The organism is Streptomyces sp. NBC_01237 (genome assembly GCF_035917275.1).
Taxonomy (GTDB): Bacteria; Actinomycetota; Actinomycetes; order Streptomycetales; family Streptomycetaceae; genus Streptomyces.
In genome coordinates, this window is the sequence record NZ_CP108508.1 from 3,378,497 (window position 1) to 3,396,110 (window position 17,614).

Sequence of the window (17,614 nt, forward strand, 5' to 3'; positions counted from 1 at the left end):
CGTCAGGAGTCCGGGGAACGCAGCACGCGCAGGTGGCCGCGGCGTGCGACCTCGACCGGATCGGCGGAGCGCGGGCCCCGGCCCCCGCCGCCGGGTCCGCGGTCGGTCGGCCGGGCCGCTTCGCGTACGGCGTTGGCGAGCGCTTCGAGATCGTCGCCGCTGGGTTGCGAGGGGGCGGAGCCGTCGGAGAGCCGCACCACCTCCCAGCCGCGTGGCGCGGTGAGCCGCTCACTGTGTTCGGCGCAGAGGTCGTAACAGTGGGGCTCGGCGTAGGTGGCGAGCGGGCCGAGGACCGCAGTCGAGTCGGCATAGACGTACGTCAGTGTCGCGACGGCAGGGCGGCCGCACGCGGTGCGCGAACAGCGACGTACAGGGCTCACGATGTTGGACGGTACCGCACTCTTGAGCGGGCTGCGACGACTCCCCTTCAGGTCACCCCACCGTGTCGCGCCATGACCTCGGGCACGGCGTACTTCCGGGTGACCGCCCTGACCTGGGCAGGGGCGGGAAAGCGCGTGCTATGACCGGAAGCCCCGGTTCGTCCCGGGGAGCGGGAGCCGGCGTCGGGCGCGGGGCCGCAGGGAGGGTTCGGGGCCTGAAACGGGCTCAACCTTGGCCGGAATACTCAACCGCGGACAGGTGGCCGGGCCGCGACACGATCACCGGCGGCGCACCCCGGTGAGGGCTACGCTGCGTCGGTGATGGACAGTCCCGTACCTCCCCACGCGTCCGAACCGCGGCCCCGCCGTCGTGACCGTCATGGCCGCGGCATGCGCGGGCCCGTCGCCCCGCCCCAGGTCCCCCTGTCCGCCAGCCGGGGCGAGACGTTCCGCGATCTCGTCCAGGACTCCGTGGAGCGGCTGGAGCGCCGATGGCCGCAGCTGGCCGAGGTGGACTTCGTGGTCCTCGACGTGCCCGGGACGCCGGAGGAGACCGTGCCGCTGGGCAGTGCGCTGTCCGCCTCCAAGGGGCAGCCCGCGCAGATCGTGGTCTACCGGCGCCCCGTCGAGATCCGTACCAAGAGCCGCGACGAACGTGCCCTGCTGGTGCACGAGGTCGTCGTGGAGCAGGTCGCGGAACTGCTGGGGCTGGCTCCCGAGTCGGTCGACCCCCGGTACGGGCAGGAGTGAGCCGCCCGTACCGGGGGCAGGGAAAGCCTTCACGGGCGGAGCCCGGTGCCCCGCCCGTGAAGGTGTGAACGTCCCCGCGCCCCGGAGCGTGTGAACGTCCGCGTGCCTCAGTCGGACAGGACCGACAGGTCCTGCTTCGCCGACGGAACGACCACCGTTCCCCTGTCGTCCGGCAGCGTCTGCACCGTGAACATCGCCACCCCGCCCTCAGGGAGGGCGAGCGTGCGGGCGGCGTGCACCGGGCCGCCCGATTCCGTCTCGACCGTCAGCGCGTAGCCGCCCTTGAGCCCGGACGGCACCGGCGGGTCGACGGCGAGGGTCGTACCGCCCTTGACCGTGTACGTCTTGACGACCTGTTCACCGCCCTCGCTGCCCGCCGAGGCGGTGACCTTGACCTTCGCCGTCGCACCCGGTGCCGACAGGGAGAGCGTCGAGCCCTTCGCCCGGTTGTCGGCGACGCTCGCCCGCTCGCCCACCGGGCCGGTCGCCGGGATGAAGGCGATCTCCTGCTTGGCGCCGGTGCCGCGCACCACGCGCAACGCGGCCACGATCGGAGTGGCCCGGCTGCTCTGGACGGGCGTCAGCCGAAGGGACCCCGGCTCGCCCCGGGTCACGTCCTTCAGGTCGACACTCGCGGTCATCCCCGACTTGATGTGCAGGGTGTCGTTCCCGGCCGGGGCGAACGCCGCGGTCTTGCCCAGCAGCTGCACCTTCACGTCCGCGTCGTCCTCGCCGGGGGCGAAGGCGACCAGCTGTACGGAGGTGGCGTCGGCCGGGATGCCGGGCATGACGAGGGTGCCCTTGGGGTCGGCGGCGGCCGGCAGCCAGTCGCTGCCCGCCTTGTCGTCCGCGACGCCGACGACGGCTCCGACCCGTCCGGTGCGGGTGGTGACATGGGCGGTCACACTGTCTGCGGCCTCGCTGGTCAGGGTGGTGACCAGCATCGCCACGGTCGACCGCGGCGGGACCGTGATGCCCTCGCCGACATCGGACTTGAGCGCGCCCTCGGGGCCGTACAGCTCGATGTCGGCGACGGCGGCGCTGTCGTCCGGGTTGGTGAGGTGGATGTAGTCCTGCCGGGACTTCGCGGTGCTCACCGCGGGGAACCAGAAGTCCGTGTCCGGGGCGGTGCAGCTGACCCCGAGCAGGCCCCGGGCGTCCCCGGCGGCGACCGTGGTGGTCTGCTGGGCGGTCCAGCCGGGGGCCGTCCGGCCGTGGGCGGTACCGACCAGGGCGGGGGCGTCGGAGCCCGATGCCTCGGCGGTGACCGGTTTGCCGGGCTCCTTGACGGTGACGACCGGCTTCTCGGCCTTCTCCTTCGCCTTCTTCGCGGCCTCTTCGGCCTTCTTGATCTTCTTCGGGTCCTTCTCGGCCGCCGCGTCGTCCCCGTCCGCCTCGTCGTCCACGAGCGGCACGGACGGCTTCAGTTCGGCGGTTCCCGCCCCGGCGGCTCCCTTCCCCGCCGGGGTGAAGGACGTGTACAGCGTGTCCGCGAGATCGGAGCCGCTGGGCGCCGGGCAGAGCAGGCTGGAGCGTTCGACGGGCAGCCGGGACGCGGGCTTCGCCTCCGCCGCGTCCCCCTCGCCGGGCGCGGTGAGCGCGGCGAACCCGGTGACGGCGGCGAGGGCGACGGTGCCCGCGATGAGGGACAGATGGGTGGACTTCACTCGGACTCGCCTCGCGATGCGTTACCGGTCTGCCACGGGGTCTCGCCCGGGGCCGGGTTGTCGACGTGCTCGTTGTACTGGCCGGGATCGGGGTACTGGCCGGGGTCGCCGTACTGGTTGTGGCCCGTGCTGTCGGGGTACTGGGGGTGGCCGGTGTGCCCGTTGGGGTCGCCCGGCTCCTGGTACGCCTGCGGCTGCTCCGCGTACGGGACCTGCCCCTGACCCTCGTACTGCGGGTAGGCCGTGTTCTGCTGCTGGTACGGGTCGTACGCGGCGTTCTGCTGTTGCTGGTACGGGTCCGCCTGGTACGGGTACCGCGGGTAGTCGGCGCCCTGGTACTGCTGCTGTTGCTGCCCGTCCCACTCCCCGTACTGCTGCTGCGGCGGCACGGGCGCGTAGCTCCCGGTGTCCGCCTGCTGGGCGTAGGCGGCCTGCCCGTCCGGGGACGCGGCGTACGGGTCGGCGGCGTACGGGTCGGCGGTCTGCTGCGCGGGGATGTACTCCCCCGGCATCCCCGGCGGCTCGGGTGCGACCGGCGTCGCGGGCGGACCCGGCGCCTCCGGTTCCACCGGCACAGCCCGGCCGTCCGGGCCGACCGGGCCCGTCCCGCCGTCCTGACCGGTCTCCGCCGTCTCCGCCTCGGCCTCCGCGGCCGCGCGCAGCCTGCGGGCGCGGCGTCCCTCGCCCTCGATCGGCTCCGCCGCGACGGCGACGGCTTCCTCGGGCAGGTCGTCGTCGATCTCCCGGCGGCGGCCCGGCAGGGCGAGGACCACCAGGACGACGGCGAGCGCCGCCTGTGCCCAGATCCACGCGGTGTGCGTGATCGGGGTGTCGTACGTGAGGTCCAGCCGGCCGCCGTCGGCGGGGAGCTCGAAGCCCTGGGCCCAGCCGTCGACGGTCCTGCGGGTCAGCGGCTTCCCGTCGAGCGTGGCCTGCCAGCCGGGGTCGGCCGCGTCGGCGATCCTCAGCACACGTCCCGCGCCGCCCGAGGGGATCTCGGAGTGCGCCTCCACTGCCAGCGAGCCGACGGGCAGCCGCTCGCCCTCGCCGGACGGGACGATCATGACCCGGGCGACCTGACGGTCCACGCGCCACAGGGCGCTGCCGTCCAGCTGGCTGAGCCGGCTCAGGCCCGGGGTCGAGTCGAGCACCCGGCTCATCTGCCGCGGTGCCCCGTCCCGGACGAGGACGTAGCGGATCGCGAAGCCGCTCAGCTGGCCGCCCTGGTCGGCGCCGGAGCCCGCGACCAGATTGGCGACGACCTTGTCGAGGTGGCTGTTGCCGTCGCCCGACTCCGTCAGCTCGGCGTCGCCGAGCCGGGCACCCGAGCCGCGGGCCAGGGTGTAGTCGACGGATTCCGGCGACGTACCGCCGAGCACCAGGGTGCGCGGCTGGTCGCGGGTGGTGCTCTCCTCGGCGACGAACGCGGGCACCTGGACCGGGTCGCGCCGCTCCAGGGGTCCGTCGGCGCCGCCGATCATCCAGCCGAAGGCGGCCAGTACGGGGGCCGCGGCGGCGGCCAGCGCGATCAGGGCGGCGACGGGCTGGCGCCAGCCGAAGCTGAGCGCGGCTACCCGCACCCGGGCGCCGTCGGCGCCGAGGAGGGCGGCGGCGATCAGCGCGACGCCGTAGACGAGGGTGGCCGGTCCGGCCCAGCTGGAACCGTTGGTGATCCCCGCGAAGAGCAGGGCGACGAGCGCCACGGCCCAGGCGGTACGGATCGCGAACTGCCGCTCCCCGCGCAGCAGCGCGGCCAGCGCCGCCAGCACGATGCCCAGGAGCAGGACGCCGCCCGCGGCCTTGGGGCCGCCGGGGCTGATCCCGAGCAGGTCGAGCGCGGAGGCCGTGCCCGAGCCGAGTTCCAGCCCCGCCTCCTTCAGGAAGCCGGAGGGGCTGGTCAGCAGGGACAGGGACCAGGGGGCGAGGATCAGCAGCGGGGTACCGATCGCGGCGAGGAAGCGGAGCCCGTACGCCGTGATGTCGTTCCGGCGCAGGGCCAGCACTCCGAGGCCGAGGACCGCGGCGAGCGGCCAGACGACGGGCGTGAACGCCATCGTGAAGGTGAGCAGCAGGGCGTAGGCCCAGGTGGCCCGCCAGCTGCCGCGCGGTGTGCCGTTCCCGGTTCCCGTGCCGGGGGCCGCGCGCAGTCCGTGTGCGGCGACGGCCGCACGGGCGATCAGCGGGAGCAGGACGGCCAGTACGGCGGTGCCGAGGCGGCCGGTCGCCAGCGCTCCGGTCGCGGCGGGCAGGAAGGCGTACGCGATGCTCGCCCAGGCCCTCAGGAGCCGTGATTCGAGCAGCGGCCGGGAGGCGAAGTACGCGGTGAGGCCGGCGAGCGGCACCGAGCAGACCAGCAGCAGGGTGAGCGCGAAGCCGGTGGATCCGAGGAACAGCGCGGACAGGGCGGAGATCAGGGCCAGGTACGGCGGTGCGCCCTGGGTCCCGCCGGTACCGATCGGGTGCCAGCCGTCCGCGTACCGTCCCCAGAGTTCGGAGACGTCACCGGGTGCGGGCAGCAGTGCGCCGCCGGCCAGTGCCCCACCGCTCAGCAGGCTTCGGCAGGCGATGAGCGAGACGAGGAGGAGCAGCGCGAAGAGCACGGGGCCCGGTTTGCGGCCGACCCGCTTGAGCCGGGCGAACTGGTCGACCTCCATGAAGTCGGCGTCGTCCCCGCCCGGTCCGGATTCGACGGCGCCGTGCCGTGAACCGCCGGAGTCGGCGTCGGAGCCGCCGCCGAAGTTGCCCGCGACCTGTTCGACGGTGGCGCGGACGGTGGCGCCGGGCGGCGGGAAGAGCGCGCGCAGTTCGGCGGGGGCCGTCCCGCCCTTGCCGCGGCTTCGGCGGGCGGCGATGATCCGGCCGGGGCGCAGCAGGGTGCCGAAGAGTCCGGCGACCTCGTCGAGCGCCTGGCCGGGCACCTTGCCGACCAGGTAGGCGAGGGTACGCAGCAGGGTGCCGACGACGAGCCTGAGCAGGACCCAGGGCAGCGCCTTGCCAGCGGCGTTGACGAGCATCGTGTAGACCGCGCCCGCCTTGTCGACGCGGTGCGGGCTGGAGACGGAGCGGCCCGCGCAGTCGATGGGGCGGCGTTCCCTGGCGGATGCCTCGGCATGCCGCAGGACGGCGTCCGGTGCGACGAGCACCCGGTGTCCCGCCATGTGGGCGCGCCAGCAGAGGTCCACGTCGTCGCGCATCAGCGGGAGCCTGCGGTCGAAGCCGCCGAGCTCCTCCCACACGTCGCGGCGGATCAGCATGCCCGCGGAGGAGACGGAGAGCACGGTGCGGACCTGGTCGTGCTGGCCCTGGTCCTGCTCGCGGCGGTCCAGGCCGGTCCAGCGGCGCCCGCTGTTGGCGATGGAGACGCCGACTTCGAGGAGCTGCTTGCGGTCGTACCAGCCACGCAGTTTGGGTCCGACGATCGCGGCGTGCCGGTCGGTGTCGACGACGCGCAGCATCGCGGCGAGCGCGTCGGGCTCGGGTGCGCAGTCGTCGTGCAGCAGCCAGAGCCACTGGACCGGTTCGCCGTGCGGCAGTTCCGGCAGGTCGTAGGCGTCGTCCCGCCAGGTCCGGGTGACCGGGTCCCAGCCGCTGGGGCGCTTGAGGTAGGGCAGGTCGTCGGGGGTGAGGACGCCGGCCGTGCGGGCCGCCTCGTCGACGGCGGTGCCGAAGCTCGTACGGCGCGCGAGGTGCAGGACGCGTTCGTCGCCGAGCGCCTCGGTGACCAGCCGGGCGGATTCGTCGGCGCTGCCGGTGTCGGCGGCGACGACGTTCTGTACGGGGCGTTCCTGCCCGAGCAGCCCGGCGAGCGCGTCGGGCAGCCAGCGTGCGCCGTCGTGGGAGACGAGCACGGCGGTGACGACATGCCGGGGGAACTCTGGGGCGGCGGCGGCCGCGTTCGGCGCCGCCGAGTGGCTGTGCACGGACATCGAGGTACGGGCCCTCCGGCCGGGTGCCGGGGGGCGTCCCCCCGGGGGCTGCATCGGTGTACACGCGCGCCCCGGCGGGGCGTTGGCGCGTCTCGGACGGGGCCCCACACTAACGGTACGGGTGGGTGGGGGCGGCGCCGAGCGGTGGAACGGGGGCGGACATGCCGATGGCCCGCCGCCCGGACCCTGCGGGAGGGTTCGGAGGACGGGCCATCGGCACGGCCGGGGTCGAGCGGTGATGCTGCGGCGGGTCGGGCGGTGGTCCGGAGCCCGGCCGTCCCGAACGCTCGCGCCGCCGGCCCGCCCGAACGGTCCGCCGGGGTGGGCGCGTCCGGTCGGTGCGTCCGGTAAGTGCGTCCGGTGAGCGGTCAACTCCCGGATCGGTCGCGGCCTCAGATGGCGGCCTTCTTGAGGCGCCTTCGCTCCCGCTCGGAGAGTCCGCCCCAGATACCGAAACGTTCGTCGTTGGCGAGGGCGTACTCAAGGCATTCCGAACGGACTTCACAGGCGAGACAGACCTTCTTGGCCTCGCGGGTGGATCCGCCCTTCTCGGGAAAGAAGGACTCGGGATCGGTCTGGGCGCACAGTGCGCGCTCCTGCCAGCCGAGTTCCTCGTCCGCGTCCTCGACCAGCAGTTGCTGGAACAGCTCGGTCATGTGCGCCCCTCGTCTGTCTCTTGCGTCCCGTGATGCGGCCGTTACTGATTGCGGCCGAACGACACGAGTGAAATTACAAGTGTGTAGCTCCGGGCCAGTCAAGCGAGGATCTGCTATTGGCCCAGGTATTCACTCTGCGGAACCAAGCCTATGCAGAAAGTGTTGAAATCACCAAAAACCTGACATGTGCCACAGGCCCTGTCGCGCACCTCCTCATCAGGTGAGACGAACAGGACGTCCTTGATGTTGCGATTCGATCACTGAAGCGACCAAGATCACAGTCAGGTCACGAGATCTCAACGGCGTTTGGGAGTGCGGTTGATGCGCCACATCTCCGCCACGACAGGTGCACAAACCTTTCTCCACCCCTAGTAACCGGAAGAGGTGAAACATTGTCCCCCAAACCGGTCAATGGGTTGACAGAGGACGATCGAGCCGGTCTCCTTGACTCCATGCCAGCGACCGCAGCGATGTACGCCACCCACGTCCGTGGGTTCCGCACCGCTGTCCAGGCCCGCTGTTGCTGTTCCAGCTGTCACAGCTGTTGATGCCGTAGCGCTCCAGCTCTGATCCAGCCCTTCTCTCCCCTCTTCCGTTCTTCCCGACGGCTCTCCGGAGCCGTCCCCCGCACATCGCGACTCCCCGCCACGTGACCCCCCATGCCGAGGAACCACCGCAGCCATGAACAGCGACAGCGACCTTCAGATCGCCGGCGACATCCTTGAGGTCCAGCACCTTCTTCAGCCGGCCCGCGAACACCCCTCCACCGTGGCCGAGTTCGCCGGACTCGCCCGTTCGATCGCCGCCGACCGCGCGCAGTGGGCGCCGCTCGTCCGCTTCGACACGTCCACCCGCTGGTACCACCGGCTGCGCACGGGTCCCGGCTACGAGGTGTGGTTGCTCAGCTGGGTTCCCGGCCAGGGCAGCGGGCGCCACGACCACGGCCCGTCCTCCGGTGTACTGACCGTCCTGGAAGGCGAGTTGACCGAGCACACCGACCGGGGAACCCGGGCCCTGGGCGCCGGCGCGCAGCGGGTCTTCGCCTCCGGCTACGTCCACGAAGCGGTCAACGACTCGCTCGAACCGGCCGTAAGTCTGCACATCTACTACCCGGGTCTGACCGAGATGCCGATGCACGCCGCCCAATGCGCCCCGGCGGCCGTGAATGTCGTACCCGCCTGACAAACTGCCCTACATGCGCATTGTGGTTCTGGCCGGTGGTATCGGTGGTGCTCGTTTTCTGCGTGGCCTCAAGCAGGCCGCGCCCGACGCGGACATCACGGTGATCGGCAACACGGGTGATGACATCCATCTGTTCGGGCTGAAGGTATGTCCCGACCTCGACACCGTCATGTACACCCTCGGCGGTGGCATCAACGAGGAGCAGGGCTGGGGGCGTACCGACGAGAGCTTCCACGTCAAGGAGGAGCTCGCGGCGTACGGCGTGGGACCCGAATGGTTCGGGCTCGGCGACCGTGACTTCGCGACCCATATCGTCCGTACGCAGATGCTGGGCGCGGGTTATCCGCTGAGCGCGGTCACCGAGGCGCTCTGCGCCCGCTGGCAGCCGGGGGTCCGGCTGCTGCCGATGTCCGACGACCGGGTCGAGACACATGTGGCGGTCGACGTGGACGGCGAGACCAAGGCGATCCACTTCCAGGAGTACTGGGTCAAGCTGCGCGCCTCGGTGGAGGCGCAGGCGATCGTGCCGGTCGGCGCGGACCAGGCCAAGCCGGCGCCCGGCGTGCTGGAGGCCATCGCTTCCGCCGATGTCATCGTCTTCCCGCCGTCCAACCCGGTGGTGTCGGTGGGGACGATCCTGGCGGTGCCCGGGATCCGGGAAGCGATCGCCGAGGCCGGAGTGCCGGTCGTCGGCCTCTCCCCCATCGTCGGGGACGCTCCCGTGCGGGGAATGGCGGACAAGGTGCTGGCCGCGGTGGGCGTCGAGTCGACGGCCGCGGCGGTGGCCCGGCACTACGGTTCGGGGCTGCTGGACGGCTGGCTGGTCGACACGGTGGACGCCGGGGCGGTCGACGAGGTCGAGGCGGCGGGGATCCGCTGCCGTGCGGTGCCGCTGATGATGACGGACGTGGACGCGACGGCCGAGATGGCCCGCCAGGCGCTGGCGCTGGCCGAGGAGGTACGGGCATGAGCGGGACCGGCGCCGGCGCGCCCTCCTTCCGGGTGTGGGCGCTGCCCGGAATGCCCGAGGTGCGGGCGGGGGACGACCTCGCGAAGCTGATCGCCGCCGTGGAACCGGGGCTGGTGGACGGCGATGTCCTGCTCGTCACCTCGAAGATCGTCTCCAAGGCGGAGGGCCGCATCGTCGAGGCCGCGGACCGGGAAGCGGCGATCGACGCCGAGACGGTACGGGTGGTGGCGCGGCGCGGCACGCTGCGGATCGTGGAGAACCGGCAGGGGCTGGTCATGGCCGCCGCCGGGGTCGATGCCTCGAACACGCCCGCCGGAACCGTCCTGCTGCTGCCCGAGGACCCCGACGCCTCGGCGCGGGCGATCCGGGACGGGCTGCGGGACACGCTCGGGGTGGAGATCGGGGTCGTCGTCACGGACACCTTCGGACGGCCCTGGCGCACCGGACTGACCGATGTCGCGATCGGGGCGGCCGGGGTACGGGTGCTGGACGATCTGCGGGGCGGGACGGACGCGTACGGCAATCCCCTCAGCGCCACGGTCGTCGCGACCGCGGACGAGCTGGCCGCGGCCGGTGACCTGGTCAAGGGCAAGGCGGCGGGGCTGCCCGTCGCGGTGGTGCGGGGGCTGCCGCACGTGGTGGGCGGGTCCGGTGACGCGGATCCGGGGGCCCGCGCCATGGTGCGGGGCGCGGCCGACGACATGTTCCGGCTCGGGACGTCGGAGGCGGTGCGCGAGGCGGTGGGCCTGCGGCGTACGGTGCGCGAGTTCACGGACGATCCGGTGGATCCGGGGGCGGTACGGCGTGCCGTGGCCGCGGCGGTGACGGCTCCGGCGCCGCACCATACGACGCCGTGGCGTTTCGTCCTGCTGGAGTCGCCCGAGTCGCGGACCCGGCTGCTCGACGCGATGCGGGACGCGTGGATCGCGGATCTGCGGCGCGACGGCAGGAGCGAGGAGTCGATCGCGAAGCGGGTGCGGCGGGGCGACGTCCTGCGCAACGCGCCGTATCTGGCGGTGCCGTGCCTGGTGATGGACGGCTCCCACACGTACGGGGACGAGCGCCGGGACACGGCGGAGCGCGAGATGTTCGTGGTCGCCGCGGGAGCGGGCGTACAGAACTTCCTGGTGGCGCTGGCGGGTGAGCGGCTCGGCTCGGCGTGGGTGTCCTCGACGATGTTCTGCCGGGATGTGGTGCGGGAGGTGCTGGAGCTGCCGGAGTCCTGGGATCCGTTGGGAGCGGTGGCGGTGGGGCGTCCGGCGGGGGCGGCGCGGGAGCGGGGGGTTCGGGACGTGGAGGGGTTTGTTGCCGTGCGGTGAGTCTGGCGGGGGCGGTGGGGGTGCCGGGGGGGTGCCGGGGGTGCCGCTGCGCGGGCTGGTCCCCTACCCGCCCCTTCCCGAAACCGGGGCGCTGCCCCGGGCCCCGGTGATGCTGTGCCCTCAAGCGCCGGGCGGGCTGGAATCAGGTCTCCGCCCCCGGCCGGGTCACGCTCTGCCTCAAGCGCCGGGCGGGCTGGAATCGGGGCTCCGCCCCCGGCCCCGCTCCTCAATCGCCGGAGGGGCTGAAAAAGATGCCCTCAAGCGCCGGGCGGGCTGAGAAGAGCGCGTCGGCGGGCGGTTGAGCAGTGGGGCGGACGGGCTGAAGAAGCCCGTCCGTTGCGGCTCAGAGGTTGCTGGCAACGGGCTGGGGAAAAGTCGGTCCGTTACGGCTGAGCAGGGTGCTGACAGCGGGCTGAAGAAGCCCGTCCGTTGCGGCTCAGAGGTTGCTGGCAACGGGCTGGGGAAAAGTGGGTCCGTTGCGGCTGAGCAGGGTGCTGACAGCGGGTTGAAGAAGCCCGTCCGTTGCGGCTCAGGGGGGCGGCTACAGGTGGGCGATGTTGCGTGGGGTCATGCGGGGGGCGCGTCGTTTCGGGGTGTGGCCCGAGAGCAGGATCAGGCGGGTCGCTCGGTGGCGTTGGCCCTCGTAGGGGGTGAGCAGGGTCAGCATGGCGTCGTCGTCGGCGTCTCTGTTGTCCGCCAGGGCGTGGCCGACGATGCCCGGGAGGTGGAGGTCGCCCACGGTGACCGCGTCGGGGGAACCGTTCGAGCGCTGAAGGGTTTCGGCGGAGGTCCAGGGGCCGATGCCGGGGATCAGTTCCAGGCGGGTCTTCGCCTCGGGCAGTTCCATTCCCGCCGCCTCCTCCAAGCGGCGGGCCACCCGGACCGCGCGCAGGATCGTCGCCGAGCGCTTGTTGTCGACGCCCGCCCGGTGCCATTCCCAGGACGGGATCAGCGACCAGGTGCGCGGGTCCGGCATCACATGGAGGTCCAGGTCCGTGGCGGGGCCGGGCGCCGGGGTCCCGTGCCGGCGGACCAGGAGGCGCCAGGCGCGGTACGCCTCGTCCGTGGTGACCTTCTGCTCCAGGATCGACGGGATCAGGGATTCCAGGACCAGGCCCGTCCGCAGCAGCCGCAGGCCGGGGCGGCGGTGCCGGGTCACGGCGAGCAGCCGGTGGCGCGGGACGAAGGCGTCCGGGTCGTCCGTCGCGCCGAGGAGGACGGGGAGCTGGTCCAGGAGCCAGTCCGCGCCCGCACCCCAGGCGGCCGCCTCGATCCGGCCGTCGCGCGCCGCGACACGGAGCGTGCCGGGGCCCGCGGGTGTGCGGGTGGCCCGCCAGAACGTACCGTCCGCGACCATACGGAACGTGGGGTCGGCGGGGCCCCGGCGCAGGGGGCCCAGGACCAGCCGCAGGTCCAGGGGGCCCGGCGGGGTCCACTCCCTGGTCAGCGCCTGTTCCGTCCGCCCGGCCGGGGCGGACGGAGCCGCGGTCGCCGCCGGGGCAGCCTGATGCCGCACAGCCGGTCGCGCGGTGCGGGGGGCGAAACGTCCTGCCACGGGTGAGGCCCTCGGTGCTGGGTGGGTGGGGGTGCTTATCGAGGGTACGGCCGGGACCGGGTCACTGGTCCGACGAGAAGCGCACCGACGCGTCCGGGAGGACCGCCCCGCACCAGATCCGCACCCCGTCGCGCAGCTCGTTGTCGGCACCCACCTGGGCTCCGTCGCCGATCACCGCGCCCGCCAGCACCGTACGGCTGCCGATCCGGGCACCGGCGCCGACCAGGGAGTCGGTGATGACCGCGCCGGCTTCCACGACCGCTCCGGACAGGATCGTGGAGCCGTCGATGCGGGCGCCCCCTCCGATCAGGGCGCCGTCGCCGATGACCGTACCGCCGGTGAGTTTGGCGTCGGGGGCCACGGAGGCGGTGGGCAGGACGAGGCGGTCGCCGCAACGGCCGGGGACGGCCGGGGACGGGGCGCGGCCGAGCACCAGGTCGGCGGAGCCGCGTACGAACGCCTGCGGGGTGCCGAGATCCAGCCAGTACGTGGAGTCGACCATGCCCTGGAGGTGCGCGCCGGAGGCGAGCAGTCCGGGGGAAGGTCTCGCGCTCCACGGAGACCGGGCGGCCGGCCGGGATGGTGTCGATGACCGACCTGCGGAAGATGTACGCGCCCGCGTTGACCTGGTCGGTGACGATCTCTTCGGGGGTCTGCGGCTTCTCCAGGAAGGCCGTCACCCTGCCGGTAGCGTCGGTCGGTACGAGGCCGAAGGCGCGCGGGTCCTCGACCCGGGTGAGGTGGAGGGAGACATCCGCCCCGGAGGTCGCGTGCGCGGTGACCAGGGCCCGGATGTCGAGCCCCGTCAGGATGTCGCCGTTGAAGATGAGGACCGGGTCGTCGGGGCCCGAGGTGAGCCGGGACGCCACATTGCGGATGGCGCCGCCGGTCCCCAGCGGTTCGCGCTCGGTGACGTACTCGATGTGGAGGCCGAGCGCGGAACCGTCGCCGAAGTACGGTTCGAAGACCTCCGCCAAGTAGGACGTCGCGAGCACGATGTGCTCGACTCCGGCCGCTCGGGCCCGTGCCAGTTGGTGCGTGAGGAACGGGACGCCCGCCGCCGGAACCATCGGCTTCGGGGTGTGCACCGTGAGCGGCCGCAGCCTGGTGCCCTTGCCACCGACCAGAAGAATCGCTTCTTTTGCCTCTGTCACAGCACCGTCTCTGCTTCCTGCTGGGGCCTGGCCCGGTTTCGGCTGGCCAGTGTATGCAGACCGGGTCGGATCACCCCCCGGTCAGCGGCCCTGCAGACGTGCGGAGGTGGTCCGTGCCGTGCCGAGCTTCTTGTAGAGACGCTTTCCAGGGCATTCGGTTGCGAATCCGTCCCGATGGCCGGAGATGACGTTGAGTTTGACCTTCTTGCCCTTCTTGTACTTATTGCTGCCTCCGGAGACCAGCGTGGTCTTGCCCTTGGGGTTCGCTCCGAACAGTCCGAGCTTCCAGGCGGTGAGTTTGGCGATGGAGTTCACCGCGGCGGCGGGCGGGTTCTTGGAGGTGAAGGTGCCGAGGACCACGACCCCCATGCTGTTGGTGTTGAACCCGAGCGTGTGCGCCCCGAGGACGGCCTTGGTCACGCCCCCGGCGCGCCCCTCGTAGATGTTTCCGCACTTGTCGACGGCGAAGTTGTAGCCGAAGTCGCGCCAGCCGCTGCTCTTGACGTGGTAGCGGTAGATGCTGCGCAGGACGGCGGGCGCCTGGGAGCAGCGGTAGTTGTTGCCGGTGGCGCTGTGGTGCACGAAGGCGGCCTTGACCTTCTTGGTGTACACGAACCGGCGCTCGCGGAGCTTCTCGTTCGCGCCCCAGCCCTTGCGCGTGATGATGCGCGGCCGCGGGCCGATGTACGGCTTCGCGCCTGCCGCGACGACCGCTTCCCGCGCCGAGTCCTCCTGGGTCAGGGCGGGGATCACCGACGCCGTCCGGGCGGCCGAGCGGGCGCGTCCCGCGACGGGCTGCCGCGGGTCCGCGCCGGGGTCGACGAGTTCGAGGCGCAGGCCCCCGGGGAGTGCCACGGAGGTGGCCGCCCGGTTCCGCGGGTCGGCGGGCTCCTGGTTCACCCGCACCTCGACGCCGTCCGAGTCGCCGACCCAGAGCGGGGCGGTCGAGCCACGGACCTTGCCCGCTTCGCGCTCGGCGCTGCCCTCGTCGGCGGCGTGCTCGGTGTTGTGCGTCTCGATGTCCTGCCAGCCGGACCAGGTCGTGGTGCCGGTGGCACGGGTGCGGATCTGGACCGTGCCGTGCAGTTCGGCGTCGGCGTCGTCCCAGACCACTCCGACCAGGGAGAAGGGCCGTGCGTCGCGTCGGGGCAGCCCCTGCGCGGCGCCGGTCGTGGGTGCTCCGGTGGCCCGGGTGCTCGCGGGGGCGAGCGGGGACAGGGGCAGCGACTGCGTCGAACCCGGCAGTTCGGCGGCGGGCTCGACGGAGGCGGGTGCACGGGCCGAGGAGAAAGTGGCGGAAGTGGACGTGGAGGACGCGGGTACGGCGAGCGGCAGGGTGAGCGCCGCCGCACAGGTGACGCCGATCGAGGTGGCGAGAAGAGTGCGCATACGGATGATCCTGGCCATATACGTACAACTATGGCTACCGGGACATACCCCCTGATGTGATGACCCGTCTGCCGAACCGGTGTACGCGAACGCTCGTCGCACCGCTCCCGCCCACCGCCGCCGCGTAACCTTGCGCGGATGAACGCCAGCGACCGTACCCCCGCCGACCTGCTGCGATCCGCACTCGCCTCGGACCCGGCCCGCCCACTGGTCACTTTCTACGACGACGCCACCGGAGAACGCGTCGAACTGTCGGTGGCCACCTTCGCCAATTGGGTGGCCAAGACCGCCAATCTGCTGCAGGGCGACCTGGCCGCGGAACCCGGTGACCGGCTCGCCCTGCTGCTTCCCGCGCACTGGCAGTCCGCGGTCTGGCTGCTCGCCTGCTCCTCGGTCGGGGTGGTCGCCGATGTGCAGGGCGACCCGGCCTCGGCCGACCTCGTCGTCAGCGGCCCGGACACGCTGGAGCGCGCCCGCGCCTGCCGCGGCGAACGGGTCGCGCTGGCGCTGCGCCCGCTCGGCGGGCGGTTCCCGCAGCCGCCCGAGGGCTTCATGGACTACGCGGTGGACGTACCCGCCCAGGGCGACCGCTTCGCTCCGTTCGCGCCGGTGGACCCGGACGCGCCCGCGCTCGCCGTGGGCGGGGTCGAGCTGACGGGGGCGCAACTCGTCGCCAAGGCGCGCGAGGACGCCGCCGCTCTGGGGCTCGTACCCGGATCGCGGCTGCTCACGGGGCGTACCTACGACAGCTGGGAGGGGCTAAGTGCCGGGCTCTTCGCGCCGCTGGCCGCCGGAGGCTCCGTGGTCCTGTGCCGACACCTCGGACAGCTCGGCGAGGACGGTCTGGCCAAGCGTGTGGAGAGCGAGCGGGTGACCAACACCGCAGTATGACAAGCACCCTGAGTGTCACTCGTCCGGCCCACAGCGGGCCGAGTCCCCCGGATTGGGCATCCACTCAGGTACATGATCGGCGGTGCAGACCACTCTCCCCGGATGCACAACCAAGCGTGAGGTTCAGCCGTCTACTCCTGCGACCGGCGGCCTATCGCGCCGCCGAACGTGAAGGATGGACGCAGACGTGACCGACAGCGCTGGCACGCCGGCCGACCCGGAGCCCCCGGCAGAGAACAAGCCGCAGGACGGGTCGCGGGGCGGGTCGCAGGAAGACTCCCGGGACGCCGCCGCACAGAACGGGACGGACAAGGCGGGCGGGACGGACAAGGCGGGCGGGGCCGACGGGACGGACGAGGCGGGCGGGGCGGCCGAGGGCGCGGGGGACACCGGTCCCGACGCGGACCCCAGCCCCAGCCCCGGCGCCGGCGCCGCCGACGGGGTGCAGACCTGGGCCGACCGGCCCAAGGACGGCATCGCCGCCCAGCACAGGAGCCACTGGCTCCGTTGGACCGCCCTCGCCGCCTCGTTCCTCGTCCTGATCGCCGCGGGCGTCGGCTGGTGGCTGTACAAGAAGCTCGACGGCAACATCAGAACCGATACGAGCGTCGCCGCCGAGCTCAAGGCGTACGAGAAGGAACGGCCCACCCCGGTCGCGCAGGACGCCCTCAACATCCTGCTCATCGGCTCCGACAGCAGGTCCGGCGACAACCGCGAGTACGGCCGAGACGACGGCGGCAGCCAGCGCTCCGACACCACGATCCTGCTGCACCTCGCGGCGGACCGGAAGAGCGCCACCGCCATGTCCGTCCCACGCGACCTGATGGCGGACATCCCGAGCTGCCGCACCGCGGACAAGCAGCACACCAGGGAACAGTTCGCCCAGTTCAACTCGGCCTTCGAGCTCGGCGGGACGGCGTGCACGATCCGCACCATCGAGCGGATGACCGGCATTCGCGTCGACCATCACATGGTCGTCGACTTCAACGGTTTCAAGGACATGGTCGACGCGGTGAACGGCGTCGAGATCTGCCTCAAGGAGCCGATCGACGATGCCGACGCGCATCTCAAGCTCCCCGCGGGCCGGCAGAAGCTCGACGGCGAGGAGGCGCTCGGATACGTACGCGCCCGCAAGTCCATCGGCAACGGCAGCGACACCGAGCGGATGGACCGCCAGCAGAGATTCCTGGGTGCCCTGGTCAACAAGATGCAGAGCAACGGCGTCCTGCTCAACCCGACCCGGCTGTACCCGGTGCTGGACGCGGCGACCAAGTCGCTGACGACGGACCCGGGGCTGGACTCACTGCGGGACCTGTACGACCTGGTCCGTGGGATGCGCAACGTACCGACCGACAAGGTGCAGTTCCTGACGGTGCCCCGGCAGCCGTACAGCCAGAACATCAACCGGGACGAACTCGTCGAACCGGACGCGAGCAGGCTGTTCAAGCAACTCCGGGAGGACCAGCCGGTCACCGTGGTCCCGGCCGGCGAACTCAAGGACAAGGACGCCGACAAGGGCACCGACGGGGGCACTTCCGACGGGAAACCGGACGATCCCGGCTCCGGAACTCCGACCCCCGAGCCCACGTATTCGGGTTCGAGCGCGGCCGACGACCTGTGTAAGCAGTAAAGCAATTCCCAAGTCATACAGGGCAATCGACGCATAATGGGAAGAATGCCCAGTTGTAAGCAGCGTGGAATGTGTCACGCACGTCGCTCGACTCCGAACCGGGCGGATAGTGTGACGCGATCCGGTGCTACCGGCCATCAGGTCG

Annotated in this window: 12 protein-coding genes and 1 pseudogene; 6 read left to right on the top strand and 7 right to left on the bottom strand. The window is 72.1% G+C overall.

Going from position 1 to position 17,614, the window contains the following annotated elements; all coding sequences use genetic code 11:
* Positions 1 to 2: 2 nt before the first annotated feature.
* Positions 3 to 431 (bottom strand): DUF3499 domain-containing protein, encoded by a 429-nt coding sequence (locus OG251_RS14815; protein WP_326681266.1) that lies wholly within the window; start codon positions 429 to 431, stop codon positions 3 to 5.
* A gap of 270 nt (positions 432 to 701) precedes the next feature.
* Between OG251_RS14815 and OG251_RS14820 the strand changes: the two genes are divergently transcribed.
* Positions 702 to 1,130 (top strand): metallopeptidase family protein, encoded by a 429-nt coding sequence (locus OG251_RS14820; protein ID WP_073726446.1) that lies wholly within the window; start codon positions 702 to 704, stop codon positions 1,128 to 1,130.
* 107 nt (positions 1,131 to 1,237) lie between these two features.
* Here OG251_RS14820 and OG251_RS14825 read toward each other — a convergent pair whose 3' ends face one another.
* From OG251_RS14825 to OG251_RS14835, 3 genes are all read right to left on the bottom strand, one after another.
* Positions 1,238 to 2,797 (bottom strand): DUF5719 family protein, encoded by a 1,560-nt coding sequence (locus OG251_RS14825; protein ID WP_326677616.1) that lies wholly within the window; start codon positions 2,795 to 2,797, stop codon positions 1,238 to 1,240.
* Positions 2,794 to 6,723, bottom strand: a complete 3,930-nt coding sequence (locus tag OG251_RS14830) for a glycosyltransferase (RefSeq protein WP_326677617.1) — start codon at positions 6,721 to 6,723, stop codon at positions 2,794 to 2,796. The genes OG251_RS14825 and OG251_RS14830 overlap by 4 nt, the downstream gene beginning before the upstream one ends.
* Before the next feature lie 392 nt (positions 6,724 to 7,115).
* Positions 7,116 to 7,379, bottom strand: coding sequence for a WhiB family transcriptional regulator (locus tag OG251_RS14835; RefSeq protein ID WP_014046372.1), 264 nt, complete (start codon positions 7,377 to 7,379; stop codon positions 7,116 to 7,118).
* A 681-nt stretch (positions 7,380 to 8,060) separates the two neighbouring features.
* Here OG251_RS14835 and OG251_RS14840 point away from each other — a divergent pair.
* The 3 genes from OG251_RS14840 to OG251_RS14850 are packed head-to-tail and all read left to right on the top strand — an operon-like array spanning position 8,061 to position 10,850.
* Positions 8,061 to 8,561, top strand: a complete 501-nt coding sequence (locus OG251_RS14840; protein WP_326677618.1) for a cysteine dioxygenase — start codon at positions 8,061 to 8,063, stop codon at positions 8,559 to 8,561.
* A 13-nt stretch (positions 8,562 to 8,574) separates the two neighbouring features.
* A complete protein-coding gene (gene cofD / locus OG251_RS14845; protein WP_326677619.1) occupies positions 8,575 to 9,531 on the top strand; it encodes a 2-phospho-L-lactate transferase in 957 nt (318 codons plus the stop codon).
* Complete coding sequence (locus OG251_RS14850) at positions 9,528 to 10,850, top strand: coenzyme F420-0:L-glutamate ligase (RefSeq protein ID WP_326677620.1); 1,323 nt, start codon at positions 9,528 to 9,530, stop codon at positions 10,848 to 10,850. Before cofD ends, OG251_RS14850 begins: the two co-directional genes overlap by 4 nt.
* Positions 10,851 to 11,391: 541 nt before the next feature.
* Here the strand turns inward: OG251_RS14850 and OG251_RS14855 are convergent.
* The 3 genes and pseudogenes from OG251_RS14855 to OG251_RS14865 form a co-directional block, all read right to left on the bottom strand.
* Entirely contained in the window at positions 11,392 to 12,405 is a 1,014-nt protein-coding gene (locus OG251_RS14855; RefSeq protein ID WP_326677621.1) for a DNA-3-methyladenine glycosylase family protein, read from the bottom strand.
* 61 nt (positions 12,406 to 12,466) lie between these two features.
* Positions 12,467 to 13,559, bottom strand: a pseudogene (locus OG251_RS14860) (NDP-sugar synthase).
* Between the two features lie 81 nt (positions 13,560 to 13,640).
* Entirely contained in the window at positions 13,641 to 14,948 is a 1,308-nt protein-coding gene (locus OG251_RS14865) for a peptidoglycan recognition protein family protein (RefSeq protein WP_326677622.1), read from the bottom strand.
* 138 nt (positions 14,949 to 15,086) lie between these two features.
* On the opposite strand from OG251_RS14865, the gene OG251_RS14870 reads away from it, so the two are divergent.
* Together OG251_RS14870 and OG251_RS14875 are read left to right on the top strand one after the other, a co-directional pair.
* A complete protein-coding gene (locus OG251_RS14870; protein ID WP_326677623.1) occupies positions 15,087 to 15,839 on the top strand; it encodes a TIGR03089 family protein in 753 nt (250 codons plus the stop codon).
* 175 nt (positions 15,840 to 16,014) lie between these two features.
* Positions 16,015 to 17,469, top strand: a complete 1,455-nt coding sequence (locus OG251_RS14875) for an LCP family protein (protein ID WP_326677624.1) — start codon at positions 16,015 to 16,017, stop codon at positions 17,467 to 17,469.
* Positions 17,470 to 17,614 lie beyond the last annotated feature (145 nt).

Excerpts from the sequence above, each read along its gene's own strand:
- OG251_RS14820 (WP_073726446.1), top strand. The coding sequence starts at position 702 with ATGGACAGTCCCGTACCTCCCCACGCGTCCGAACCGCGGCCCCGCCGT.
- OG251_RS14830 (WP_326677617.1), bottom strand. The coding sequence starts at position 6,723 with ATGTCCGTGCACAGCCACTCGGCGGCGCCGAACGCGGCCGCCGCCGCC.
- OG251_RS14835 (WP_014046372.1), bottom strand. The coding sequence starts at position 7,379 with ATGACCGAGCTGTTCCAGCAACTGCTGGTCGAGGACGCGGACGAGGAA.
- OG251_RS14840 (WP_326677618.1), top strand. The coding sequence starts at position 8,061 with ATGAACAGCGACAGCGACCTTCAGATCGCCGGCGACATCCTTGAGGTC.
- cofD (WP_326677619.1), top strand. The coding sequence starts at position 8,575 with ATGCGCATTGTGGTTCTGGCCGGTGGTATCGGTGGTGCTCGTTTTCTG.
- OG251_RS14850 (WP_326677620.1), top strand. The coding sequence starts at position 9,528 with ATGAGCGGGACCGGCGCCGGCGCGCCCTCCTTCCGGGTGTGGGCGCTG.
- OG251_RS14865 (WP_326677622.1), bottom strand. The coding sequence starts at position 14,948 with ATGCGCACTCTTCTCGCCACCTCGATCGGCGTCACCTGTGCGGCGGCG.
- OG251_RS14870 (WP_326677623.1), top strand. The coding sequence starts at position 15,087 with ATGAACGCCAGCGACCGTACCCCCGCCGACCTGCTGCGATCCGCACTC.
- OG251_RS14875 (WP_326677624.1), top strand. The coding sequence starts at position 16,015 with ATGGACGCAGACGTGACCGACAGCGCTGGCACGCCGGCCGACCCGGAG.